Source organism: Pseudomonas sp. AE27, assembly GCF_037113495.1.
Classification (GTDB): Bacteria; Pseudomonadota; Gammaproteobacteria; order Pseudomonadales; family Pseudomonadaceae; genus Aquipseudomonas; species Aquipseudomonas palmensis.
In genome coordinates, this window is the sequence record NZ_CP146966.1 from 422,180 (window position 1) to 445,843 (window position 23,664).

A 23,664-nucleotide genomic window follows, 5' to 3' on the forward strand; every position below is an offset into this window, starting at 1 on the left:
GATAGGTCACGCGGTGCGTCGTGAGGTCGTCCTCACAGTGCGCACTATAGTGCACATTTCCTTGCCGGGGGGCAAGTGGCGGTCAACGCGTGGCGTCGACCGCTGCCGTTTCGGCGACGGGTTCTTCCATGCGCCGGAACCAGGTCGAGAGTAGCGCACCGGAGATGTTGTGCCACACGCTGAACAGCGCGCTGGGCACCGCCGCCAGGGGCGAGAAGTGCGCACTGGCCAGTGCCGCGCCCAGCCCGGAGTTCTGCATGCCGACTTCCAGCGCCAGGGATTTGCGCTGGGCCAGCGGCAGCTTGAATAGCTTGCCGGTGACGTAGCCCAGGGCGAACCCGAAGGTGTTGTGCAGGATCACCACCGCCATGATCAGCAGGCCCGATTCGGCGATCTTGGCCTGGCTGGCCGCCACCACCGCGCACACGATCAGCACGATGCTCACCACCGACACCAGCGGCAGCACCTGCACCGCCAGGTGTACGCGCGGGCCGAGCAGGCGCTGGGCGAGCACGCCGAGCACGATCGGCAGCATCACCAGTTGCAGGATCGACCAGAACATCTCCATGAACGAGACCGGCAGCCAGGCCGAGGCCAGCAGCCAGATCAGCGCCGGGGTCAGCAGCGGGGCGAGCAGGGTGGTGACGGCGGCTATTGCCACGGCCAGGGCCAGGTCGCCCTTGGCCAGCCACGCCATCACATTGGAGGAGGTACCGCTTGGGCAGCAGCCGACCAGGATCACGCCCACGGCGATTTCGGCGGGCAGGTGGAACAGCTGGCACAGCAGCCAGGCCACGCCCGGCATAATCACGAAGTGGGCGACCACGCCCAGGGCCACGCGCCAGGGCTGGCGGAACACGGCGGCGAAGTCTTCGACCTTGAGGGTCAGGCCCATGCCGAACATCACCAGGCCCAGCAGCGGCACGATGGCGACCTTGAGGCCGATGAACCAGGCGGGTTGGAAGAAGGCCAGGAGGGCAAACAGCAGCACCCACCAGGCGAATGTATTGCCGACGAAGCGGCTGAGGGCGGCGAGGGCGCGCATGTTGGGATGCTCCTTGTTATTGTGGTGGCCCATTTGCCGGCAAGGCCGGCTCCTGCAGGCGATGAAGATCCCCGTAGGAGCCGGCCTTGCCGGCGATGAGGCCCGCAGGGCCTCTATATAGAGAGCAGACGATCAGACCCCCTGCGGGATCTCCTCTCCACCCAGCGCTTCGAACAGCGCCGGCAGGAAGTCGCCGAAGGTCAGCATCATCAGGGTGAAGCTTGCATCCAGCTGGCCAAGGGCCTCTTCGCCGCCGTCTTCCTCGGCCTGGTCCTGCAGCAGCTCTTCGAACTTCAGGCGCTTGATCACCATCTTGTCGTCCAGCACGAACGACAGCTTGTCCTGCCAGGCCAGCGACAGCTGCGTCACCACCTTGCCGGTACCCAGGTGCAGCTGGATCTCGTCGCTGGTCAGGTCCTGGCGCTTGCAGCGTACGATGCCGCCGTCTTCGTGGGTGTCGCGCAGCTCGCACTCGTCCAGCACATAGAAGTCGGGCGCAGCCTTCTGCGACTTGACCCAGTCGGTCAGGGTCGCGCTTGGGGCGATCTTCACCGTCACCGGGCGCACCGGCAACGAGCCCATCACTTCACGCAGGGTCGACAGCAGGTCCTCGGCACGCTTGGCGCTGGCCGAGTTGACCAGGATCAGGCCCTGCTTGGGCGCGATGGCGGCGAAAATCATCGAACGACGGATGAAGGCGCGGGGCAGGAAGGCCTGGATGATCTCGTCCTTGATCTGGTCGCGCTCCTTCTTGTAGACCTTGCGCATCTGCTCGGCTTCGATCTCTTCGATCTTCTCCTTGACCGCATCACGCACCACGCTGCCAGGCAGGATGCGTTCTTCCTTGCGTGCCGCGATCAGCATGAAGTCGCCACTGACATGCACCAGGGGCGCATCTTCGCCTTTGCCGAAGGGCGCGACGAAACCGTAGGTGGTCAACTCCTGGCTGGCACAGGGGCGCGCCGGCTTGCTGGCCAGTGCGGTTTCCAACGCCTCGGCGTCGAACTGGATGTCCTGGGTAAGGCGGTAGGGCAGCAGGTTTTTGAACCACATGGGGTGCATCTCTCCTCGGTACATAAGGAGGGCATTATTCTCCGAGCGGCGTGTTCAGGCCAAGCCCGCTAAGTCATTGGAAGGCCTGAAAAATAATTTTAAAAAAGTGCTTGCCAGAGTGTGAGGTGCTCCGTAGAATGCGCGCCACACCGAGACGAAGGGTGATTAGCTCAGCCGGGAGAGCATCTGCCTTACAAGCAGAGGGTCGGCGGTTCGATCCCGTCATCACCCACCACTTCTCAGTGTATCGCGCAGCGGTAGTTCAGTCGGTTAGAATACCGGCCTGTCACGCCGGGGGTCGCGGGTTCGAGTCCCGTCCGCTGCGCCATATATTAGCTTCAGGGCCCACTGAACTCCCTGAAGCCACAAACGAAGCGACCTTAGGGTCGCTTTTTTTGTGCCTGGCGTTTGGCCGCGCCTGCCACGCATCCCCTCCAACAACGAAAAAGGCGCCGCTGAGGGCGCCTTTTCCAGACAGCCTCGCGCCGTCTTACCAGTTGTAGGTCACGTCTGCACTCAGGGTGCGGCCTTCGCCGTAATAGCAGTCCAGCCCGCCATTGCAGGCCGCCACGTACTTCTCGTCCGTGAGGTTCTGCAGGTTGGCCTTGAGCTTCACGCCCTTGACGTGCAGCGGCGATTTTTCCAGGTCATAGGACACCATGGCGTCATACACGGTGTAGGACGGAATCTGGAAAGAGTCGCCCACGTAGTCCGAACCGTAGCTGCTGCGCACATAGCGCGCGCCCAGGCCCACACCGAACCCGGCCAGTACGGTGGAAACGTCGAAGTCGTAGTTGACCCACGCCGAAGCGGTCAGCGGTGGCTGCATGGCCAGGGTACGGCCTTCGCGGCCGTCGTTGATGCTGCGCCACTTGATCTGGTTGCGTGATACCGCAGCCAGCACGCTCAGGTTGTTGGTGACATTGACCTTGCCTTCCAGCTCGACACCACGCGAACGCACCGAGCCGCTCTGCACGCTCAGGCTCGGGTCGTCGCGGTCGTTGGTCAGCATGTTGTCCTGGTCGATCTGGTAGGCGGACAGCTGGATGAAACCGTCGATCGACCTGGGCTCGTACTTGATGCCCACTTCATACTGCTTGCCGTTGGTGGGGTCGAAACCCGAACCGTTGGCGTCGACACCGGACAGCGGCAAAAACGACTCGGCGTAACTCACGTAGGGCGTCACACCGTTGTCGAACGAGTAGCCCAGCCCCGCACGCGCGGTGAACTTTTCATCCTTCTGGTTGGTGTGGCCGCCGTTGAGCGGCGTCTTGTTGTCGGTTTCGGCAAAGTCATAGCGGCCGCCCACGGTCAGGAACCATTTGTTCCACAGCAGTTGATCCTGGGCATACAGGCCGGTCTGGGTAATGGTGTTGTCCCAGCGGTAAGGCTGGGTGAAAGTGAACTTGCTGCCGTAGACCGGCTTGTACAGGTCGATGCCCGGGCCGCGACGGTCGTATCGGCCGAGGAACTCGGAGTTGAAGTGGTAGTAGTCCACCCCCAGCAGCAGGGTGTGGTCCAGCTCGCCGGTCTTGAACTTGGCCTGGGCGGTGCTATCGATGCCGTAGACCCGGTTGTGCTGCGCCCAGTCCACCCCGAAGCGGTCTGCCTGATAGCTGAAGTCGTTGGCGCCGGTGACCGGGTTGGGGCCGAATGAATAGCCGTGCAGTGGCGCGACGTAGCGGTCGTCGAGGTCGGCGTAGCGTGCGTTCTGCTTGAGGGTCCAGGTGTCGTTGAGCTCGTGGGCGATCTCGTAGCCGACCACGAACTGCTCGCGGTCATATTTGTTCAGGCCCGGCTCGCCGATGAACAGGCTGCGGCTGATGCGCCCGTTGGCGGTGCTGTACACCGTGCCCTTGGCCGGCAGGCCCTGGGCTTCCGGGGTGTCGCGGTCTTTCTGGTACTGGCCGAACACCGTGACGGTGGTGCGCTCGTTGGCCAGCCAGGTCAGGCTGGGCGCCAGCAGCATGCGGTTCTGGTCGGCGTAGTCGATCTGCGAGTTGCTGTCGTTGACCACGCCGGTCAGGCGATAGAGGAACTGACCCTGATCGTCGATCGGGCCTCCGAGGTCGAAGGCCCCGTACTTGCGATCGTAGCTGCCGCCACCGATGACCACTTCATGCAGCGGCGTGGCGGTGGGGCGCTTGCTCACCATGTTGACGATGCCGCCCGGCTGGTTCTGGCCATACAGCACCGACGCCGGGCCCTTGAGCACTTCGATGCGCTCCAGGGTGTAGGGGTCGATCTGCAGCGAGCCACCGGTGCTGCCGCCGCTGTAGGGCAGGTGCAGGCCGTCCAGGTACAGCGGGGTGGGGGAGAAGCCGCGGGAGGTGGGTTCATCGAACACCTTCACCCGGTCGGCGAAGCCGCCACCGGTCATGCCGGCGGTGTAGCGCAGGGCCTCGGTGACCGACTGGGCGCCGCGCATCTTCACTTCGTCCTGGGTGATGACGTTGATCGTCTGCGGGATCTCGCTCAGGGCCGTGTCGGTCTTGGAGCCGGTGGCGCTGCGCTTGGCCACGATCCCGTCGACCGGGCCGTAGGCCGATTCGGTTGCGCGGCTGTCGATGTTGGTGGCGCCCAGCACCACGGACGCATCGGCGGCAGGCAGTTTTTCCAGCACCAGGGTCTGACCGTCCAGCAACTGCCAGGTATGGCCGCTGCCCTGCAGCAACCGGTCCAGGGCCTGGGCCAGGGTAAAGGCACCCTGCAGGGCCGGGCCGGACCGGCCAGCCAGGTCGCTGGAGTTGAACACCAGACGTACGTTGGCCTGGTCGGCCAGTTGAGTGAGCATCCGGTCCAGCGCCTGGGGCGCCAGGTTCAGGGTCAGGCGCGTGGTGGTTTCGGCTGCGTGGGCCAGCGGCAGGGTCAGCGGCACCCCGCCACCCAGGGTCAGAGCGATGGCCAGCGTCAGGGTACGGCCACTGAACGGAAAAGCGTTGGAAAGCGCCTGCATTGAAATCGTCCGTCGTCAAATGTTGGTAAGAAGCGATATTTATGAGAAGTATTCGCGTTCAAACCAACGACGATTCATTGCCGTCAACCTTGCCAACAAAATCCGGATTTATTTTTCTTCGACGCTCTCGCGGTTCATCACCAGGGTCAGCCACGGCAGTTGCACGACCCGCAGCGGTTGGGTGCGCGCCAGGGTACTGAACATCTGGGCACCGTCGTCCAGGTTGAACACCCCGCTCACCGCCGTGCTCGGCAATTGCCCCGTCACCACCAGTGCGCCGGGTACATAGCGCCCGATTTCGCTGACCACCTCGTCGAGTGGGCGTCGATTGAAGATCAGCTTGCCGCGCTGCCATGCCGAATCACTGGTCAGGTCCAGCGGGCGCGTGGAGGACGGTGGCAGGCCCTGGGCATAGTCCAGTTGCTGGGCCGGTTCCAGGCGCGCGCTCTGGCCACCGGACGTTACCTGCACCACACCTTCGCTGACGCCGACCCGCACCTGCTGTTCGAGCAGGTTCACGTCGAACCGGGTGCCCAGTGCCTGGGCCGTGCCTGCAGCGGCATGCACCACGAATGGACGCGCCGGGTTCTTGCTGACCTGGAAAAGCGCCTCGCCCTTGATCAGGTCGATATCGCGACGCGTGGACGAATAGCGCACCGACAGTGCGCTGGCGCTGTTGAGCCAGACCTCGCTGCCATCCTCCAGCACCAGGTGCCTGCGTTCGCCGACGGCGGTCGACTGGTCGGCCATGTACACCTTCATTGGCTGCCCCAACTGGGTCACGGCCAGCACCGCCAGCCCGGCGGCCAGCGCAGCCCATCGCAAGGGTTTTGCACGGCGTTGGGGCGCTGGCGGCACGAAGGATTGCGCGGTGGCCGTCTGCGCTACCCCGTGCCACATCTGCTCGGCCAGCCGCGCCGCTGCTTCGTGCGCCGGGCTGCGCTGTCGCCACTGGCGAAACGCGGCATGATCCGACTCGCTGGCATTCCCCGACATCAGCATCACCCACTGCTCGATGGCCTGATCCTCCAGCTCGACAGGGGATGGTTGGGAAGGGTTGGGTCTAGTCATGATGAGGGGCTGCTGAAACCTTCAGAGGGGGCGTACCGGGCATTCTAAATAGATTCCGACTGACGTAGCCAATCGCGGCAGTGCCGCATGGCTTGCACAATGTACTTGCCCACCGTGCTTTCGGACACGTCCAGGCGCACGGCTATCTGTGCATGGGTCAAGCCTTCGAGGCGATTGAGCAGCAGTGCCAGGCGCGCCTTGCTGGGCAACTGGGCCAGGCTGCGGTCCAGTTGTTCGATCGCTTCGGCAGCCAGGAACTGCTTCTCGGGGGAGGCGAGGGGGTCGCATACGTCCAGGTTGTCACTGACGTCGTCATGCAGCGCCGAGCGTCGCTGTTCCTGGCGCAGGCGGTCGATGGCAAGGTTGCTGGCAACGCGAAAGACAAAGGCACGCGGTTCGAGAATCTGCGCCGTATCGGACAGGCTGGCCAGTCGCAGGTAGGTGTCCTGGGCCACGTCCGCGGCCTTTTCCACATTGCCCATGCGCCGTGCAAGAAACGCCAGAAGGTCGGCGTAATGCTCCTGGAAGGCGCTGACCAGCGGGTTGACGGCGGAGGTTGGGGTGGACATCCATTGTGCTCGTGCGACGTAATGCGCAAGCTTATCTCAAATGAGAATGACTATCATAGATATGTTTTTTTACAGGTCAGGCCTTTTTCGCCGTGTGTGCATTCGTTGTTTGTCGAGGTGGGGGGTTCAGTTAAAGTAGGGCGCCTTTCAGCAGGCCGGGCGAGCTCCGGCCGCTGGCCGATGACGACCACTGCCAGAGACCTCATATGCAGGATGCAACCCCCGCCGCCGCGCCCTTGCTGGGCATTGACCTGGGCACCACCAACAGCCTGATCGCCGTATGGCAGCAAGGCCGTGCCCAACTGATCCCGAATGCCCTTGGCGAGGTGCTTACCCCCTCGGTGGTCAGTATCGATGACGACGGCAGCATCCTGGTGGGGCGCGCCGCCCGTTCGCGATTGACCACCCACCCCGATCGCAGCGTCGCGGCATTCAAGCGTTTCATGGGCAGCGAAAAGCGCCTGGAGCTGGGCGGGCAGGCATTCAGCCCCGAAGAGCTGTCGGCCCTGGTGCTGGGCTCGCTGAAGCACGACGCCGAGGCCTTTCTGGGCTGCGCAGTGCACGAGGCGGTGATTTCGGTGCCGGCCTATTTCAGCGATGAACAGCGCAAGCGCACCGTGTTCGCCGCCGAGCTGGCGGGCCTCAAGGTGCAGCGCCTGATCAACGAACCGACTGCCGCCGCCATGGCCTACGGCCTGCACGAGCAGAAATTCGAGCGCACACTCATCTTCGACCTGGGGGGCGGTACCTTCGACGTCACTGTGCTCGAATACGCCCTGCCGCTGATCGAGGTGCATGCTTCCACCGGCGACAACTTTCTTGGCGGCGAAGACTTCACCGAAGCGCTGCTGCAGGCCTGCCTGAAGGACTGGGGCATGACCCTGTCCAGCGTCGAACCGCAGGCGCTGGCGAGCCTGTACGACAGCATCGAACTGCTCAAGTGCAAGCTGGGCGAAGGCCCGCAGACGGTCTACTGGAAGGGTGCCGGCGAGCCCCGCGAGTGGACCCTGGACGAGCTGGGCGCGCAGACGATCTGGGAGCCGCTGCTGGGCCGGGTGCGCGCGCCCATCGAGCAGGCCCTGCGCGACGCGCGGCTGAGCCCGCGCGACCTCGACAGCCTGGTGCTGGTGGGCGGTGCCACGCGCATGCCGGTGGTGCAGCAGATGGTGGCCAAGCTGTTCGGCCGCCTGCCGTACCGCCACCTCGACCCCGACACCATCGTCGCCCTGGGCGCTGCCAGCCAGGCGGCCTGCAAGGCCCGCGACTCGGCCATCGAAGAGCTGATCCTGACCGACGTATGCCCCTACACCCTGGGCATCGAGACCACCCGCGGCGCCAACATCAGCGGGGTATTCTCGCCGATCATCGAGCGCAACACGGTGATACCGACCTCGCGGGTGCAGCGCTTCTACACCTCCCACGAGCAGCAGAAGACCATCAACGTCGAGGTCTACCAGGGCGAGCGGCCGTGGGTGCGTGACAACATCTTCATCGACAGCTTCGTCGTCGAGCTGACCCCGATGGACAAGATCCAGTCACTGGACATCCGCTTCAGCTACGACATCAACGGCCTGCTCGAAGTCGACGTGACCCTGGTGGACACCGGCAAGCGCCACAGCCACAGCATCGACCGCAGCCCCACCGGGCTGGATGAAGAGGCGCGCCAGAACAGCCATCAACGCCTGGCCGGGCTGAAGATCCACCCGCGCGATGCATTGCCCAACCGCACCCTGACGGCGCGCCTGGAGCGCGCCTGGATGCAGTGCCTGGGCGATGAGCGCGAGCAGATCGGCACCTGGCTGAGCGACTTCAGCCAGGTGCTGGCCACCCAGCAGTCCAGCCTGATCGCCAGCCAGCGCCAGCAGTTGAACGAGGCGCTGGACGCACTCAACCTCTAGCCGATCAGGCGCCGCAGCACAGCCTGCAGCCCGCCGCTGAGGGCGTCGGGGTCATGATGCTCCGGCGACACGCCCCAGCGGTTGGGCAGCACGTCGCCGGGCATCACCACCAGCACCAGCGGCAGGAACGGCAGCGCTACCGACAGCGCAGCCAGCAGCACCATCACCACGATCCCGTGGCCGATGTCGTGCAGCCGGCGCAGGCAGGTGCCGAACAGCAGGGCCAGGCCCAGGCCGATCTTGACCATGGCCTCGGGCGCATCGCTGGAGGTGATGGCAAGCACCAGGGTGACGAAGAACCACAACATCAGCTGGCCGACGAATGCGCCACGGCCCAGGCGCGTGTTCCAGCGCCAGAAGGCCCAGGGCGATACTGGCTGAAGATCGGCCTGGGCCAGCAGCAGGCGCTCGCACCAGGACAACACCGCGGTCAGCGCAAAGCGCAGGCCGATACCGGTGCTGGGGTCATCCTTGGCCTTTTGCAGCTGCTTGAGCACCTTGAGGCGCGGTACGCCGACACGGCCGTAGCGGATCAGGCCCTTGAGCGTATCCATGACCTGGTAGAACACCGTGCTGTCCATGCCGTAGGCATCGAGTTTCTCGCGCGGCGGCCGGCTCGGCTCGCCCTTGATCAGGCCGCTGCGAAAGGCTTCGAACCACGGCTCTTCACTGGAGATGTCGGCCATGGTGCGCAGCAGCACGCGGTGCTGTTCGGCATCCAGTGCCGGGTCGTGGTAGAGCACTGCCCAGAACAGCATCATGCCCAGCAGGTCGTCGGCGAAGGCCTCTTCGTCCTTCTGGTAGCTGGCCAGCAACGCCAGCGTGCTGGGCAGGCGCGCACTGCTCAGGGCCTGGTCCGGCGCGGGCAGGCTGTCGGCAATGGCTTTTTGCAGCGGGTCGCGGCTGTCCAGCCAGCCCAGCAGCCCATCGAGGTTGCCTTGTTCCTGCAGCAGGTTCAGCAGCAGGGTATGGACCTTTGCCAACGGATGGCCGGGTGGGCACTGCAGGGTGTCGAGCATGCTCGGCGTCACCAGCGCCAGCCAGCGTTGTGGCGCCTGGGCCAGGGCCAGCATGAACAGTGCCTGGCGGTGCCAGTGCCACAACTCGGCGCCGGCCGGGGCGGGAGGCAGCACCACGCCTGCGGCGCCCAGCTCGCATTGCATCTCCAGGCCGAACGGTACCGGCATCATGGCGCGCGGGCTGAAGGTCTCGTGCAGGCGGGCCAGGGTGCGCCCGTCGTAGGCGCGCAGGCGGCGCAGCCAGTCGCGGCACAGGGTGGTGGCGCCGTCCTTGAGCACGTCTGGCAGTTGTGGGTGCGGCGAGTTGCTGTTCAGGAACGCCTGGATCGCCAGCGGGATCGGCGCCTGTTGCAGCCAGGCCAGTTGCTGTTGGGCCTGGTAGCGCAAGCCGTCGAGGATCAGTTCATCGATCAGGTGGCTGCTTTTAGGTTCGTCGAGCACCTGTTGCAGCAGCGCGGCGTCACCGCAGTGCAGGGCCCAGGCGTGACGGTACAGACGCTGCAGGGCCGGGTCCGGGTGTTCGTCGATCAGGCTGGCGAGCAGTTCCAGCTCACGCTCATCGGTGGCCCGCCAGTCGACGAACTGCCCCGCGATGCCGTCCAGTTCCAGGCGCGCGGCCTGGAACCAGCGCGTCAGGGTTTCCGGGCGCTGCGCCGGGCTGCCCAGGGTCTGTTCGTCTTCGCTCAGGTCGTCGGGCCAGGTGCGCACCGGCGCCAGGCGGTCGAAGGCCTGGATCATCAGCGGCAGGCGTTGCGGCTGGTGCGCGGTGCACAGGTCCAGCAGCTCGCGGGCGGCCACCGGGTGGCGGAACTCCAGCCACAGGCGGCTCCAGCACGACAGCGCTTCTTCTTCCTTGCCCAGCAGGCTGGCCTGGCAGGCCTGCTGGTACAGCGCGTCGACATCGTCGGGTTGTAGCGCCTGGCGTTCAACGCACAGCGCGTACAGGCTCGGGCTGGCCACCCCGGCCTGGCCGATCTGCAGCAGCAGGCGTTCGACCAGTGCGGCGTCCGGGGGCAGGGCGACCACGGTGTGTTCCCGGGCGAAAGCGGCCAGTTCGAACAGCGGGCGGTTGTTGTAGAGGTGGTCCAGGCTGCGCAGGTACCACAGGGTTTCCAACTGCGCGGCCGTAGACCAGTCGTTCATCAGGCGCATGTCGAACGGGTCGGGGGCGGCGAAGCGAGCCAGCAGCGTCTCGACTTCCTGCGCCTCTTCGAAGCCCAGGCGCAGCAACTGCTTGTCCCAGGCCAGGCGCTTGGCCAGCACCTGCACGCAGGCATTGGACAGCTGGCCGGCTTCTTCCAGGCGCCACAGCAGCTCCCAGCTGACGTCCTCGAGTTCTTCGAGGGGCAACTGGTCGAGCTCACGCAAGTAGTCCTGCCAGGCATCGACGTTGTAGCGCCGGGCCGGGTCGGCGAGCATGCGGGCGAAGGTGGCGATGACCGGGTGCACGCGAGGCGGGCGCGGCGGGCGTTCTGCGTAGGCCTGTTCTTCGCCGGCGTCCTCGTCGTCTTCGTCATCGTCATCCGTGCGGGTGGCGAGCTTGAGCGCGTGCTCGTAGGCCTGGCGCAGCAGTTGGAAGCCCTGCGGGTCGGTTTCGGGGTGAAACTCCGGCAGGCGGGCGCGGTAGGCGCCGCGGATGACGTCCTGGTCCTTGGTGGGCTCGATGCCCAGCTTTATCCAGCAACTCATGACCAGGTGCCCTCCTCGAGCGAATCGGGCCGGGGCGGGTAGTCCAGTGGTAGGTCCCAGGGCAGGCTGGCGAACAGTGCCTTGCCGCGCTTGAGCATGTTCATGATGATGCAGCGGTTCCAGTGCTCGGCGCCCTGGCGGTCGATCCGGTAGGGGTAGACGTCGTCGTCATGGCTGGAGCAGTTCCATAGCGATTTGCCGAACATGTAGCCGGCGATGTAGGTGTCCCAGCTGTTGTAGAAGTGGCGTGCGCGCAGGGCCAGGCGGCTGTGCAGCCAGAGGCTTTCGGGCTCGGTGATCAGGTTCTCGAACACCCCGGCGCGCAGCAGGTAGCCCATGCGGCCCAGGTCCCAGGCGCGGGTGCCGCCGAAGCCGCAATCGGCATAGGTGCGTGCGGCAAATTCATAGTTGGCGCGCTCGCGCGGGCCCAGCTCGTCAAGCAGTGCCTGCCATTGGCTGGGTTGGCGGCGAGGGTATTGCCAGTAGGCATCGTTGAGTTTTTCGGCGTGGCCGGTGTCGGCCATGCGCAGCATGTCGAGCAGCTCGCGGCGGTTGTTGATGCCCCACCATTTTTTCAGGTCCAGGTCCCCTTCGGCTTCGAAGTAACGGGGGGAGGTGAGGCTGGCGCCGTTGAGGGCGGCCATGGGGGCAGAAAGGGCGTACAGCCAGTGCTGTTCAATCTCTTCCATGAATAGAAGGCTCCGGGGTCGACGGGGAATGGGCGGGGTCGACCGTAATGGCGCGGATTGTAGAGAGGCGGGGCGGGTGGGGCAATTGGATCCAGATTTTTTCGGCAGTGGTGTCTACCGGTGCTGGTTTTCTTGCTCTTGCTCTTGCTGTTGCTTTGCTTTTGATCTTTCCGTCCTTCAGGAGGCCGGATGCTGGACGGAGCGGTTTTGCTTACTTTTTCCAAGAAAAAAGTAAGCCGCTGTAAGAGCGGAAGGGGCCTTCGGCGTCTCTGTCCATGCTGGATAAGCTCGAAAATCGAGCAACCATCGCTCCCCGGGAAGGGGGCCGAGAGATTATCCGGCACGGGCGGTGATCCAAGCGCCCCACAAGCCCCCCTGAAGAACCGGAACATCAAAAGCCCGATCAGCAGTGCGATGGTGAGCCGGTCACCCGACCATGCCCCGCTCTTCCTCACGCAAGGTCAACACCTCGACCCCCTGCGCCGTCACTGCCACCGTATGCTCCCACTGTGCCGACAGGCTGCGGTCCCGGGTGATCACCGTCCACCCGTCCTTGAGCGTACGCACCCCACGCCCGCCCTGGTTGATCATCGGCTCGATGGTGAACACCATGCCCGGCTTGAGCACCAGCCCGCTGTTGCGGTGTCCGTAGTGCAGCACCTGCGGCGCCTCGTGCATCTGCCTGCCGATGCCGTGCCCGCAGTACTCACGCACCACGTTGTAACCCGCGCCCTCGGCAAGCCGCTGTATCGCATGCCCCACATCACCCAGCGTGGCCCCGGGCCGCACCTGGCGAATGCCCGCCCACAACGCGGCATAGGTGGTATCGACCAATTGCCGCGCCTCGTCGGCAATGGCGCCCACCGCATACATCTTCGACGAGTCGGCAATGTAACCACCCTGTTCCAGGGTGATGTCCACATTGATGATCGACCCCGCCTTCAGCACCTCGTCGGCACTTGGCACGCCGTGGCACACCACATGGTCGACGGAGGTGTTGAGCGAATACTTGAACCCGTACTGCCCCTTGCTGGCCGGACGCGCCTTGAGCACATCGACGATGTACGCCTCGGCACGGTCGTTGATCTGCAAGGTGCTGACCCCTGGCGCGACAAAGCCGTCCAGGTGCTCGAACACCCGCGTCAGCAATTGCCCGGCGGTACGCATCAAGGCCAACTGCTGCGGGTTCTTCAGGATCACCTCGCTCATGCGATCAGCTCCCTGAGGCTGGCCTGCTCCTGGCGCAGCAACTGGCGCAACAGTTCCTGGTAGGTCATGTGCGGGTTGAGCTCGGCCAGCATGCCGATGCGAATCCAGTACTCGGCCTGCGCGTTGATCGAGCGCGACACCGCGCCGCTGGCAATGCGCAGGTCTTCATGCAGCGCGTCATCGATCTTGACGATACCCATGGCAATACTCACTCTGTATACGAAGCGTATATATAGCATATAGCTGGTGTGTTGTTCGAGGCCGGCGCCGCAAAGGGGCTGCGGTTGCGATAAACTCCGGCCATGAACCTCGATACCCGCATCAAGTTCCGCCACCTGCTGTGCTTTCTCGAAATCGCCCGTCAAGGCAGTTTCGCCAAGGCCGCCGACGCCGTGGCCATCAGCCAGCCGGCGATTTCCAAGACCCTCAAGGAGCTCGAAGAACTGCTGCAGACGCGATTGTTCGAGCGCGGCAAGCAGGGTGTCGAGCTGACTGCGGCCGGGGTGCGCTTTATGCGCTACGCCGGCCCGTGCGTACAGGCCCTGCGCGAAGCGGTGAGTACCCTGCGCGGCGAGGAACACGCGCCGCCGCAGGTGAAGATCGGCGTGCTCTCGACCGTCGAAAGCCTGCTCATCCCCGAAGTGATCTGCCGCCTGCACCAGCGCCACCCGGCCCTGGTGGTCAGCGTTGCCACCGGCCCCAGTGCGCACCTGCTGGCGCAGTTGCACGTGGGGGAGCTGGACCTGGTGATCGGGCGCATGACCGACAGCCCGCAGATCCAGGGCCTGCTGTTCGAGCACCTGTACAGCGAGTCGATGTCGCTGGTGGTGCGCCCCGGCCACCCGTTGCTGGCACGCAGCCCGATCGAGCGCAACCAGGTGGGCCAGTACCCGCTGGTACTGCCCCTGGCCGGCACCACCATTCGCAAGCATGCCGACAGCCTGTTCGTGCAATGCGCCATCGAGCAACCGCAGCAACGTCTGGAAACGCTTTCCCCGGCACTGAGCCGGCGCTATGTGCTGGGCAGCGATGCGGTGTGGGTGGCCCCGCGTGATGCGGTGCGGGTCGACCTGCAGCGGGGCGAGCTGTGCGAGCTCGACCTGGGCGTGCGCGAACCCGGTGGCTCGGTGGGTATCTGCAGCAATGCCGCGCTGCCACAGGCCCTGCCGGCCCAGTGGTTGTGCCAGGTGCTGCGCGAAGTGGCGGGGCAGTACCGCGAAGGACACTACCCGTAGATTTCATCCAGATCCGGGGCGTTGGCTGCAATACTGGCCACTGGCTTATCGGCTGCATGAAGAAGCCTTCACCTGGCTGAACTTCTCGACCTTTTGTCGCTCTCATGCCGGTAGCCATTGGTCGTGGCCGCCTGATAAGCTCGCGGCTTTACTCGATTGCCCTTTTGGCGCATGAACAAGGAAATAGCATGAAACAGCATCGGTTGGCGGCTGCGGTTGCCCTGGTTAGCCTGGTACTGGCGGGTTGCGATTCGCAGACCAGCGTCGAGCTGAAGACCCCGGCACAGAAAGCTTCCTACGGTATCGGCCTGAACATGGGCAAGAGCCTGGCACAGGAAGGCATGGACGATCTCGACTCCAAGGCCGTGGCCCAGGGCATCGAGGACGCTGTCGGCAAGAAGGAACAGAAGATCAAGGACGAAGACCTGGTCGAAGCCTTCGCCGCGCTGCAGAAGCGTGCTGAAGAACGCCTGGTCAAGATGAGCGAAGAGTCGGCCGCCGCCGGCAAGAAATTCCTTGAAGAAAACGGCAAGAAGGACGGCGTGGTCACCACCGCGTCGGGCCTGCAGTACCAGATCGTGAAGAAGGCCGAAGGCGCCCAGCCCAAGCCTACCGACGTGGTCACTGTTCACTACGAAGGCAAGCTGATCGACGGCAAGGTGTTCGACAGCTCCGTCGAGCGCGGCAGCCCGATCGACCTGCCGGTCAGCGGCGTGATTCCGGGTTGGGTCGAAGGCCTGCAACTGATGCACGTGGGCGAGAAGGTCAAGCTGTTCATCCCGGCTGACCTGGCCTATGGCGCACAGAGCCCTAGCCCGATGATCCCGGCCAACTCGGTACTGGTGTTCGATCTGGAACTGATCGCCATCAAGGACCCGGCCAAGGCAGCAGAAGACGCTGCTGAGAAGTAAGCGTCCCGCTGTGTGCACAACGCCCCGTCTCGACGGGGCGTTGTCGTTTATGGATCGGGCTGAACCGTGGGAGCGATCTGACGTCACACCTTGGCGGCGTGCGCAACTGTGACGGCTTTCGCAAAGTGACCGCGTAATGAAACAGGTGTGTAAAAAACGCCCGATTTGACCCAGGCCCTTGCCTGGCGGGCACGCCGAGCCTGAAAATGGCCTCTGTTCACAAGGTTATCCACAAATACTGTGGATAACCTTCCCGGCCCTGCCGTTGGAGGTGGTATGAAAGCACCCTGGAATTTTGCCCGTTTCCTGCCGCTGGCCGAGCGCCTGTTGAGCCGGGGGCGCCTGCCAGCGCTGATCTTCGCCGTGGCGCGCAAGGGCCCGAGCCTGGGCAAGCTCAAGGATGACGTACGCCTGCTGCAGGCGCTGTGCGTGGCGTGGTGGCGTGGCGAGTACCGTGCCATCAGCTCAAGGGCGCTACTGACCATCGTCGCCGGCCTGCTGTACTTTGTCAGCCCGCTGGACGCGATCCCGGACTGGCTGCCCGGCATCGGCCTGCTCGACGATCTCGCCGTACTGGCCTGGGTGCTGAAGACGTTCGACAGCGAGCTGGCGGCTTTTCGCGCCTGGCGCAATCGTCAGTCTCCCGAGAAACTGCGCGTGGTCGAGCGCCTGCCCGACACCCCAGAAGCGTTGCGCCTGGAGCAGGGAAAGCGCTAAATCCGGTTACACCCTGCAATACTGCGCCGGCTGGTACTATATTTGGCATAAGCGCTATACCGAGCGATTACATGCGCAGGTTCTTACAAGGGGGTTGTAATGGGTATTCAGGTTATCAGCCGAGACGGTCAACCCGAGTACGCGATCGTGCCCTGGGAGCACTATCAAGCGTTGTTGAAGGCGGCAGGTCAACCGGCCGCCACGGCGCAGCCGGCAGGCGTCAACGCCAGCGCCGCTGCACCCACGCCGGCCAGCCTGCCCACATTGAGCGAGCTGGCCGCCTTGCGTGAGGCCAAGGGCCTGGCTGCCGAGCAGCTGGCGCGCAAGGTGGGCATCAGTCCGGTGTACCTGGCGCTGATTGAAAGCGGTGAGCGCGATCCGGATGCCGCGATTCGCCGCAGCCTGGCCTGGGAGCTGGGCGTGGCAGGCTGGAGCGAGCCGTCGTGAGCGGCGTGCGGATCAGCCGTCAGCAATGGGAGGGGCTGCTGGGCGAGCTGGACGTGGCACGCCGGCAACGCCACCTGCTGACCTACCGCGCCTTGCTCGAACGCCTGGAGCTGCCAAGCCCGGCGATGCAGACCCTGACCGCCGCGCTTGAGTACCTGGCGGTGATCGATGCACGCGCCGAGCAGCCACTGCGCAGCTCGCTGGTGATCAGCCAGGGGGCCAGCCGATTGCCACGTACCGGCTTTTTCGAATGCGTCGAGCGCCTGGGGCGGTTTTCCGGGCCATCGGACGGCATGGCCGCAGCATCCTGGCATGCCTCGGAAGTGGTACGGGTGTTCGAGTACAGCTATCCCGAACAGGCCTGAGGCGCCAGCGCCGTATCGATCAGGTACAGGCTGTGCCCGGGCACATCCTTGGCATGGTGCTTGGCCTGGGAGGCGAGGTCGGCCAGTTGGCCGGCATCCAGTTGCGCGCAGGTATGCGCATGCAGTTGCACCACACCGATCGAGAGTGACAGCAACGGGAATTCCTGGCGCTGGCCCAGGCGGTTGTGCGCGATGAAGCACCCGGCCTCCAGGTGCTCGGTGCGGTAGAAGCGCCGACAGGCATTCTGAAAGTCGTCCAGCAGCACGTTCAGGCGCTGCTCCCATTCCTTCGAACCCAGTACCAGCATGAAGTCGTCGCCACCGATATGGCCGACGAAGTCCCGGCTGGGGTCGACCCGTTCGCTCAGGCACTGGGCCAGGCTCAACAGCACTTCGTCGCCCTTGGCATAGCCATAGATGTCGTTGAAGGGCTTGAAGCTGTCGATGTCCACATAACAGATCGCCGCCTCGCGCTGTTGCTGCAGCAAGCGGGTCAGGCATTGCTGGATCGGCACGTTGCCCGGCAACAGAGTCAGCGGGTTGGCATAGCGGGCCTGCTGCAGCTTCTGTTCGGTGATCAGCTTGAGCACGTCGATCACCCGCCCCAGGCCCAGGTAGCGACCGTTCTGGGTAATGATGAAGTCTTCCTCGATGCGCTGGCGCGCGCGACTGGTCAGCAGGCGGCTGACCTTCTGCAGCGACTGGTTGAGCTCCACCGCCAGAAAGTCCTCGTTCATCAGCCGGCTGATCGGCTTGCGCGCATACAGGTCGGTGGCGAACGGTTTGAGCAGCGCGTCGGACAGCGAATGGCGGTGCACGATGCCGCAGGGGCGCTGGGCATGGTCGAGAACAGCCAGCGAGTTGAGGTTGGCCTGGCGGCGAAACAGCGCCAGTACCTCCAGGGTCGCCGTATCACCGCTCACGGCCGGTTGCTCGTTGAGCAGCGCGCTCAGATCGCGGCCGTCCTCACCCAGCACCACCGCGCCACTGTGCGTCGCTGACGGCAGCATGGCGGTAGCGTCGCGGGGCGGTTGCTCCTGCGGCCGGCACAGCAGGTAGCCCTGTACCAGGTCGACCCCCATCTCGGTGAGCACCGCCAGCTCCTCGGCCAGCTCGATGCCCTCGGCAATCACCTTGGCCCGCGACGCCTTGGCGATCTGCAGGATCGAGCCGACGAACTCGCGCTTGACCGCATCCTGGTGAATGCCGTCGATGAAATGCCGGTCGATCTTGACGTAGTCCGGGCGCAGTTCCGACCACAGGCGCAGGCTGGAATAGCCGGCGCCCAGGTCGTCCAGGGCGATCGAAAAGCCCATGTCGCGGTAGTGGTGCAGGGCGTTGAACAGCAGCTGGAAGTCGTCGGTGGGGGTTTGTTCGGTCAACTCGATGACCACCCGGCTGGGTGGGATGCCCAGGCTCTGCAGCAGCTTGAGCGTGCGCCCGGACTGGTATTGCGGCTCGAGCAACGACTCGGGCGACACGTTGAGGAACAGCTTGCCTTCCAGTTGCTGCTGGCTGAAACGCCGGCACGCGCTTTCGCGGCAGGCCACCTCCAGTTCGGTCAGGCGGCCGGCATGGCGGGCCACGGCGAACAGGTTGATGGGGGAGTGCAGCGGGCTGTTGGACGGGCCGCGGCTGAGGGCTTCATAACCGAGGATGCGTCGCTCGGACAGGCAGACGATGGGTTGGAACAGGCTGTGCAAGCCGCTTTGAGCCAGGATGGAGCTCAACGCGCTGAGCTGTTCGGTCACGGTCATGGCAGGGCTACCTTGAAAAAAAGGGACTGGGGCCATCGGCGCCCAGTCCCTTATTTCACGACAGAATGATGACTGTTTGATGACCCGAAAAGGGCACCGTCACATTATTTTGCCATTATCGTTTCAGTGCTTGGCCACCGAGGAATTCAGCCCCAGGTAGTCCAGCAGGATGCGCCCGGTTTCGGCGAGGTACGCGTCATCTTCCGGCTTGGTGTCATCCGGCTCGACCGGCAGGGCGTCTTCGTCTTCCTTCTTCAGTTCCTTGAGCGGCTCTTCGCCCTTGGCCTTGCGCCGGATGTTTTCCAGCGCCAGCTGCTTGCCTTCGATGTCGGCATGGCGAGCGCGGCGTTCCACCTCGTTGAGGCTGACGGTCTTCTCGTTCATCAACTGCTGGGTCAGGGCCAGGCGATCGCGAATGTAGACGAACTCCGGGTCCTTGGCGCTGCGGTTTTCGTGGCGTGCCTTGAGTTGCGCAAGGAACGGCTTGAACGGGTCGACGGCCGGCTTGATGGCCGGGCGGATGGTGTCCCACGGCATGGCTTCGGGCAGGGCGCTCTCGCCGATCTCCTTGGTGTCGATGATCGACGGGTAGTCGATGTCCGGCAACACGCCCTGGTGCTGGGTGCTCTGCCCGGAAACCCGGTAGAACTTGGCCAGGGTCAGCTTGAGCTCGCCGTGGTTGAGCGGCTGGATGGTCTGCACGGTGCCTTTGCCGAAGGTCTGGCCACCGATGATCAGGGCACGGTGGTAGTCCTGCATGGCGCCGGCGAAAATCTCCGAGGCCGAGGCCGACAGGCGATTGACCAGCAGCGCCAGCGGGCCCTTGTAGAAGGCACCGGTGTTTTCGTCTTCGAGCACGTCGACACGGCCGTCGGCGTTGCGTACCAGCACGGTGGGGCCCTTGTCGATGAACAGGCTGGTCAGCTCGGTGGCTTCCTGCAGGGAGCCGCCGCCGTTGTTGCGCAGGTCGATGACCACGCCGTCGACCTTTTCCTTCTGCAGTTCGGTGAGCAGTTTCTTCACGTCACGGGTGGTGGACTTGTACTCCGGATCCCCGGCGCGGAACGCCTTGAAGTCGAGGTAGAAGGCCGGGATCTCGATGATGCCCAGCTTGTAGTCGCGTCCGTCCTGCTTGAGCTTGAGCACCGACTTCTTGGCGGCCTGTTCTTCGAGCTTGACCGCTTCGCGGGTGATCGAGACGATCTTGCTGGTCTGGTCGTTAGGCGCGTTGCTGGCCGGGATGACCTCCAGGCGCACCACGGAGCCCTTCGGGCCGCGGATCAGCTTGACCACTTCGTCCAGGCGCCAGCCGATCACGTCGACCATTTCCTTGTCGCCCTGGGCCACGCCGATGATCTTGTCGGCCGGGGCCACCTGCTTGGTCTTGGCGGCAGGGCCAGCCGGCACCAGGCGCACGATCTTGACCTGGTCGTTGTCGCTTTGCAGCACCGCGCCGATGCCTTCGAGCGACAGGCTCATGTTGATGTCGAAGTTCTCGGCGTTGTCCGGCGACAGGTAGTTGGTGTGCGGGTCGTACGACTGGGCGAAGGTGTTGATGTAGGCCTGGAAGATATCTTCGGCGCGGGTCTGGTCCAGGCGCGCGAGCTGGTTCTTGTAGCGCTTGGTCAGCAGTTCCTGGATGGCCTTGGGTTCCTTGCCGGCGATCTTCAGGCGCAGCACCTCGTCCTTGACGCGTTTGCGCCACAGGTCGTCGAGCTCGGCCTGGTTCTGCAGCCACGGAGCGTCCTTGCGGTCGACCAGCAGGGTTTCCTGGGTGGTGAAGTCGATCTTGTCGACGCCCTTGTTCAGCTCGGCCAGGGCGAAATCCAGGCGCGATTTCACGCGATCCAGATAACGTTTGTAGATGGTGAAGCCCGGGTCCAGGTTGCCGCTCTTGAGGAAGTCGTCGAACTGCGTCTTCCACTTGTCGAACTCGGCAATATCGCTGGCCATGAAGTAACTGCGCGAGGGATCGAGCAGTTTGATGTAACTGTCGTAGATGATGACCGAGCGCGCATCATTGAGTGGCGGCTTGCTGTAGTGGTGGCGCTTGAGCAACTCGACCACGTTCAGGCTGGCGACCACTTCATCGCGGTCTGGTTGCAACTTGTCCCAACTGTTGGCGGCCGAAGCGGCGCCGGCCAGCGGCAAGCTGCCAAGGCCGATCATCAGGGCGAGGGCAGTGCTGGGCAGGAGATGCTTCATGCTGATTCGACGTAGGGGCAATTGATCACGCATATTAGGCCGTCTTTGAATTCGCCGGTTCCATGGAGCCGGACGCATAATGCAAAAAGCCTGGTGCCAAGGCAGCCAGGCTCAGTCATGACTCAACTATGGAGGCACTGTGAAGGCATTGCAAGGCGTTGACGGACATGTGGAGTGGGTTGAGACGACAAGTCCAACTTGCGATGTAGGTCAAGTACGCATCCGCGTGGCAGCGGCCGGGCTCAATCGCGCCGACCTGTTGCAGCGTGCCGGATTGTACCCGCCGCCACCGGGCGCCAGCGAGTTCCTGGGCCTGGAATGTGCCGGGGTGATCAGCGAAGTGGGAGCCGGGGTGTCCTGGCAGGTGGGCGACCGGGTATGCGCACTGCTGGCCGGTGGCGGCATGGCCGAAGAGGTGGTGGTCGACGCGCGCCACGTGCTGCCGGTGCCCGAGGGCCTGAGCCTGCAGCAGGCGGCTGCGATCCCGGAGGTATACGCCACGGCCTGGCTCAACCTGTTCCAGCTGGGCGGCCTCAAGCCGGGCGAGAAGGTGTTGCTGCATGCCGGCGCCAGCGGCGTGGGGTCGGCGGCCATCCAGCTGTGCAAGGCGTTCGGCAGCCCCAGCTGGGTCAGCGTGGGCTCGGCCGAGCGGCTGGCCTATTGTCAGGCGCTGGGCGCCAGCGGTGGCGTGGTGCGCGGTGACGATATAGAGGCGCTGAACGACTTCGCCCCGTTCGATGTGATCCTGGACCCGGTGGGGGCCAACTATGCGGCGCTCAACCTCAAGCTGCTGGCCCGTGACGGGCGCTGGGTGATCATCGGCCTGATGGGCGGGCGCAAGGCCGAGCTGGACCTGGCCCAGGTACTGGCCAAGCGGGTGCAGGTGACCGGCTCGACCCTGCGCAATCGCGATGACCAGTTCAAGGCCGACCTGCTCAGTGACCTGGGCCAACAGGTGTGGCCGCTGTTCGCCGAAGGGCGCTTGAAGCCGCAACTGGTAGGCAGCTATGCGGTGAAGGACGCCGAGGCGGCGTATGCCGAACTGGCGGGCAACCAGGTATCGGGCAAGTTGGTGCTGGTGATCGACGACAGCCTGGTATAGGGCCCTGTTCGCCGGCAAGGCCGACTCCTGCAGGAGCCGACCTTGCCGGCGAACTTTTTTCAGGCCCAGGCCAGAATCGGCCAGCCATTCTTCTCGGCATGCTCGCGCAGCACCGGGTCCGGGTTCACCACATACGGGTGGTCAACCTTCAGCAGCAACGGCAGGTCATTGCGCGAATCGGAATAGAAGCTTGCGCCTTCCAGGTTCTCTTCCTGCTGGTCCAGCCACTCCAGCAAGCGGGTGATCTTGCCTTCGCGGTAGGTCAGGGTGCCCACGGTCTTGCCGGTGTAGAACCCTTTTTCCACTTCCAGCTCGATGCCCAGGTACTCGTCGATCCCCAGGCGCGAGGCAATCGGTCCCACCAGATGCACACCCGAGGCCGAGATCACCAGAATTCGATCCCCCGCCTTGCGGTGCTCGGCAATGGTGCGGGTGGCCTCACTGAAGATGATCGGCTCGATGAAGTCTTCCACCCACGGCTCGACCAGATGATCGACTTCCTCTGGTGTGCGCCCGATCAGCGGCTCCAGGCTGAACGCCATGTAGTCTTCCATCGCCAGGTGCCCCTTGCCGTAGGCCTCCATCAGCTCACGGTCCCTGCGCAGGAACGACTCACCGTCCACCCAGCCCAGGCGCACCATCTGCTCGCTCCACAGCGAGGCGCAGTCGCCGTGGATCAGGGTTTCATCCAGATCGAAAATCGCTAAAGCCATAACAACAAAACTCCTGTTCGGCCCTCAGGCAACTTCGCAGAGGGCGGTGGGATCGATGGACAAGGATACCCGCTCGCCGTCCGCATGCAGATCGGCGGCTGAACGATTGAGCACATCCACCACCAGCTCCACACCACGCGCTTCGATGCGGTAGCGGATCACGTTGCCCAGCAGGCTGTGACTGCGCACCAGGCCTTCGCGTTCGCCTTCCAGGCTCAACGCGATGGCTTCGGGGCGGATTGCCAGGCGGCTGTTCACCGTACGTTGCAGCAGGCGGCTGGCACTCTGGGCATCGAGCAGGTTGTAGTTGCCGATGAAGCCGGCCGCGAAGGCATCCACGGGCGCGGTGTACAGCGATTCGGCATCGCCGCTCTGCACGATGCGGCCCTGGTTCATCAGGAAGATGCGGTCGGACATGGTCAGCGCCTCTTCCTGGTCATGGGTGACGAAGATGGTGGTCAGGCCCAGCTCGCGCTGGATCTGGCGGATCTGTTCGCGCAGGTGCTTGCGGATGCGTGCATCCAGCGCCGACAGCGGCTCGTCCAGCAGCAACAGGCGCGGACGGGTCACCAGCGAGCGGGCCAGGGCCACGCGCTGGCACTGGCCGCCGGAGAGCTGATGCGGGTAGCGGCTGGCAAAGTCCTGCAACTCGACCATGCGCAGCGCCTCGAGTACCCGTGGGCGGCTGTCTTGGCCCTTGATCTTCTGCATGCGCAGGCCGAAGGCGACGTTCTGTTCCACGCTCATGTTGGGGAACAGTGCGTAGCTCTGGAACACCATGCCGATGCCGCGCTTTTGCGGGCTCTGCGGTACCAGGTCCTGCCCGTCGAGCAGGATCCTGCCGCTGTCTACAGCGGTCAGGCCGGCGATGCAGCGCAGCAGGGTGGACTTGCCGCAGCCGGAGGGGCCGAGCAGGGTGACGAACTCACCGCGGCCGATCTCGCAGTTGATGTCGTTGAACACCGCGCTGGCGCCGTAGCTTTTTTGCAGGTTCTGGATGCTGACGAAGCTCAT

The 23,664-nt window shown here is 64.4% G+C and carries 20 protein-coding genes and 2 tRNA genes; 9 read left to right on the top strand and 13 right to left on the bottom strand.

Features of this window, described 5'->3' with window-relative positions; all coding sequences use genetic code 11:
• Positions 1–82: 82 nt before the first annotated feature.
• Both V9K84_RS01955 and rdgC read right to left on the bottom strand, forming a co-directional pair.
• The gene (locus V9K84_RS01955; protein WP_043860017.1) at positions 83–1,045 is read right to left on the bottom strand and encodes a bile acid:sodium symporter family protein; all 963 of its coding nucleotides are present in this window, start codon (positions 1,043–1,045) and stop codon (positions 83–85) included.
• 132 nt (positions 1,046–1,177) lie between these two features.
• Complete coding sequence (rdgC, locus tag V9K84_RS01960) at positions 1,178–2,098, bottom strand: recombination-associated protein RdgC (RefSeq protein WP_088514017.1); 921 nt, start codon at positions 2,096–2,098, stop codon at positions 1,178–1,180.
• 159 nt (positions 2,099–2,257) lie between these two features.
• Here rdgC and V9K84_RS01965 point away from each other — a divergent pair.
• Positions 2,258–2,333: transfer RNA gene (locus V9K84_RS01965), tRNA-Val, on the top strand.
• A gap of 16 nt (positions 2,334–2,349) precedes the next feature.
• A tRNA-Asp gene (locus tag V9K84_RS01970) sits at positions 2,350–2,426 on the top strand.
• 162 nt (positions 2,427–2,588) lie between these two features.
• Here the strand turns inward: V9K84_RS01970 and V9K84_RS01975 are convergent.
• The 3 genes from V9K84_RS01975 to V9K84_RS01985 all read right to left on the bottom strand — a co-directional run bounded on the left by V9K84_RS01975 (position 2,589) and on the right by V9K84_RS01985 (position 6,694).
• Positions 2,589–5,054 carry a TonB-dependent siderophore receptor gene (locus V9K84_RS01975; protein ID WP_088514016.1) on the bottom strand — a complete coding sequence of 822 codons (2,466 nt, stop codon included), beginning with the start codon at positions 5,052–5,054 and terminating at the stop codon, positions 2,589–2,591.
• 108 nt (positions 5,055–5,162) lie between these two features.
• Positions 5,163–6,125 (bottom strand): FecR domain-containing protein, encoded by a 963-nt coding sequence (locus V9K84_RS01980; protein WP_043860020.1) that lies wholly within the window; start codon positions 6,123–6,125, stop codon positions 5,163–5,165.
• Between the two features lie 44 nt (positions 6,126–6,169).
• Positions 6,170–6,694, bottom strand: a complete 525-nt coding sequence (locus V9K84_RS01985) for a sigma-70 family RNA polymerase sigma factor (protein ID WP_043860021.1) — start codon at positions 6,692–6,694, stop codon at positions 6,170–6,172.
• A 206-nt stretch (positions 6,695–6,900) separates the two neighbouring features.
• Here V9K84_RS01985 and V9K84_RS01990 point away from each other — a divergent pair, with 206 nt between their 5' ends.
• Positions 6,901–8,592, top strand: coding sequence for a molecular chaperone HscC (locus V9K84_RS01990; protein ID WP_054914674.1), 1,692 nt, complete (start codon positions 6,901–6,903; stop codon positions 8,590–8,592).
• Here V9K84_RS01990 and V9K84_RS01995 read toward each other — a convergent pair.
• The 4 genes from V9K84_RS01995 to V9K84_RS02010 all read right to left on the bottom strand — a co-directional run bounded on the left by V9K84_RS01995 (position 8,589) and on the right by V9K84_RS02010 (position 13,398).
• On the bottom strand, positions 8,589–11,300 hold the full coding sequence (locus V9K84_RS01995; RefSeq protein ID WP_088514015.1) for a molecular chaperone DnaJ: 2,712 nt from the start codon (positions 11,298–11,300) through the stop codon (positions 8,589–8,591). The genes V9K84_RS01990 and V9K84_RS01995 overlap by 4 nt on opposite strands.
• Positions 11,297–11,989: a DUF1266 domain-containing protein gene (locus tag V9K84_RS02000; RefSeq protein ID WP_043860023.1), complete on the bottom strand. Its 693-nt coding sequence runs from the start codon at positions 11,987–11,989 to the stop codon at positions 11,297–11,299. Before V9K84_RS02000 ends, V9K84_RS01995 begins: the two co-directional genes overlap by 4 nt.
• A 426-nt stretch (positions 11,990–12,415) precedes the next feature.
• Positions 12,416–13,198, bottom strand: a complete 783-nt coding sequence (map, locus tag V9K84_RS02005) for a type I methionyl aminopeptidase (RefSeq protein ID WP_043859969.1) — start codon at positions 13,196–13,198, stop codon at positions 12,416–12,418.
• Positions 13,195–13,398, bottom strand: coding sequence for a ParD-like family protein (locus tag V9K84_RS02010; RefSeq protein WP_043859970.1), 204 nt, complete (start codon positions 13,396–13,398; stop codon positions 13,195–13,197). The genes map and V9K84_RS02010 overlap by 4 nt, the downstream gene beginning before the upstream one ends.
• Positions 13,399–13,500: 102 nt before the next feature.
• Between V9K84_RS02010 and pcaQ the strand changes: the two genes are divergently transcribed.
• The 5 genes from pcaQ to V9K84_RS02035 all read left to right on the top strand — a co-directional run bounded on the left by pcaQ (position 13,501) and on the right by V9K84_RS02035 (position 16,873).
• Positions 13,501–14,433 carry a pca operon transcription factor PcaQ gene (gene pcaQ, locus V9K84_RS02015; protein ID WP_338793706.1) on the top strand — a complete coding sequence of 311 codons (933 nt, stop codon included), beginning with the start codon at positions 13,501–13,503 and terminating at the stop codon, positions 14,431–14,433.
• A 188-nt stretch (positions 14,434–14,621) separates the two neighbouring features.
• Positions 14,622–15,344, top strand: coding sequence for an FKBP-type peptidyl-prolyl cis-trans isomerase (locus V9K84_RS02020; RefSeq protein ID WP_054914671.1), 723 nt, complete (start codon positions 14,622–14,624; stop codon positions 15,342–15,344).
• A 276-nt stretch (positions 15,345–15,620) separates the two neighbouring features.
• Positions 15,621–16,061 carry a YkvA family protein gene (locus tag V9K84_RS02025; RefSeq protein ID WP_043859973.1) on the top strand — a complete coding sequence of 147 codons (441 nt, stop codon included), beginning with the start codon at positions 15,621–15,623 and terminating at the stop codon, positions 16,059–16,061.
• 99 nt (positions 16,062–16,160) lie between these two features.
• Entirely contained in the window at positions 16,161–16,508 is a 348-nt protein-coding gene (locus V9K84_RS02030; protein ID WP_088514014.1) for a helix-turn-helix transcriptional regulator, read from the top strand.
• Complete coding sequence (locus tag V9K84_RS02035) at positions 16,505–16,873, top strand: hypothetical protein (protein WP_043859975.1); 369 nt, start codon at positions 16,505–16,507, stop codon at positions 16,871–16,873. Before V9K84_RS02030 ends, V9K84_RS02035 begins: the two co-directional genes overlap by 4 nt.
• On the opposite strand, the gene V9K84_RS02040 is transcribed toward V9K84_RS02035, so the two are convergent.
• Together V9K84_RS02040 and V9K84_RS02045 are read right to left on the bottom strand one after the other, a co-directional pair.
• Positions 16,855–18,630: a GGDEF domain-containing protein gene (locus V9K84_RS02040; RefSeq protein WP_088514013.1), complete on the bottom strand. Its 1,776-nt coding sequence runs from the start codon at positions 18,628–18,630 to the stop codon at positions 16,855–16,857. The two genes, V9K84_RS02035 and V9K84_RS02040, sit on opposite strands and share 19 nt — an antisense overlap.
• A 123-nt stretch (positions 18,631–18,753) precedes the next feature.
• Positions 18,754–20,835 (bottom strand): carboxy terminal-processing peptidase, encoded by a 2,082-nt coding sequence (locus tag V9K84_RS02045; RefSeq protein WP_167400229.1) that lies wholly within the window; start codon positions 20,833–20,835, stop codon positions 18,754–18,756.
• Positions 20,836–20,974: 139 nt separating this feature from the next.
• On the opposite strand from V9K84_RS02045, the gene V9K84_RS02050 reads away from it, so the two are divergent.
• Positions 20,975–21,937, top strand: a complete 963-nt coding sequence (locus V9K84_RS02050; protein WP_043859978.1) for an NAD(P)H-quinone oxidoreductase — start codon at positions 20,975–20,977, stop codon at positions 21,935–21,937.
• A gap of 59 nt (positions 21,938–21,996) precedes the next feature.
• On the opposite strand, the gene V9K84_RS02055 is transcribed toward V9K84_RS02050, so the two are convergent.
• Positions 21,997–22,650, bottom strand: a complete 654-nt coding sequence (locus tag V9K84_RS02055) for an HAD family hydrolase (RefSeq protein ID WP_078479783.1) — start codon at positions 22,648–22,650, stop codon at positions 21,997–21,999.
• Positions 22,651–22,674: 24 nt separating this feature from the next.
• Complete coding sequence (locus tag V9K84_RS02060; RefSeq protein WP_043859980.1) at positions 22,675–23,664, bottom strand: ABC transporter ATP-binding protein; 990 nt, start codon at positions 23,662–23,664, stop codon at positions 22,675–22,677.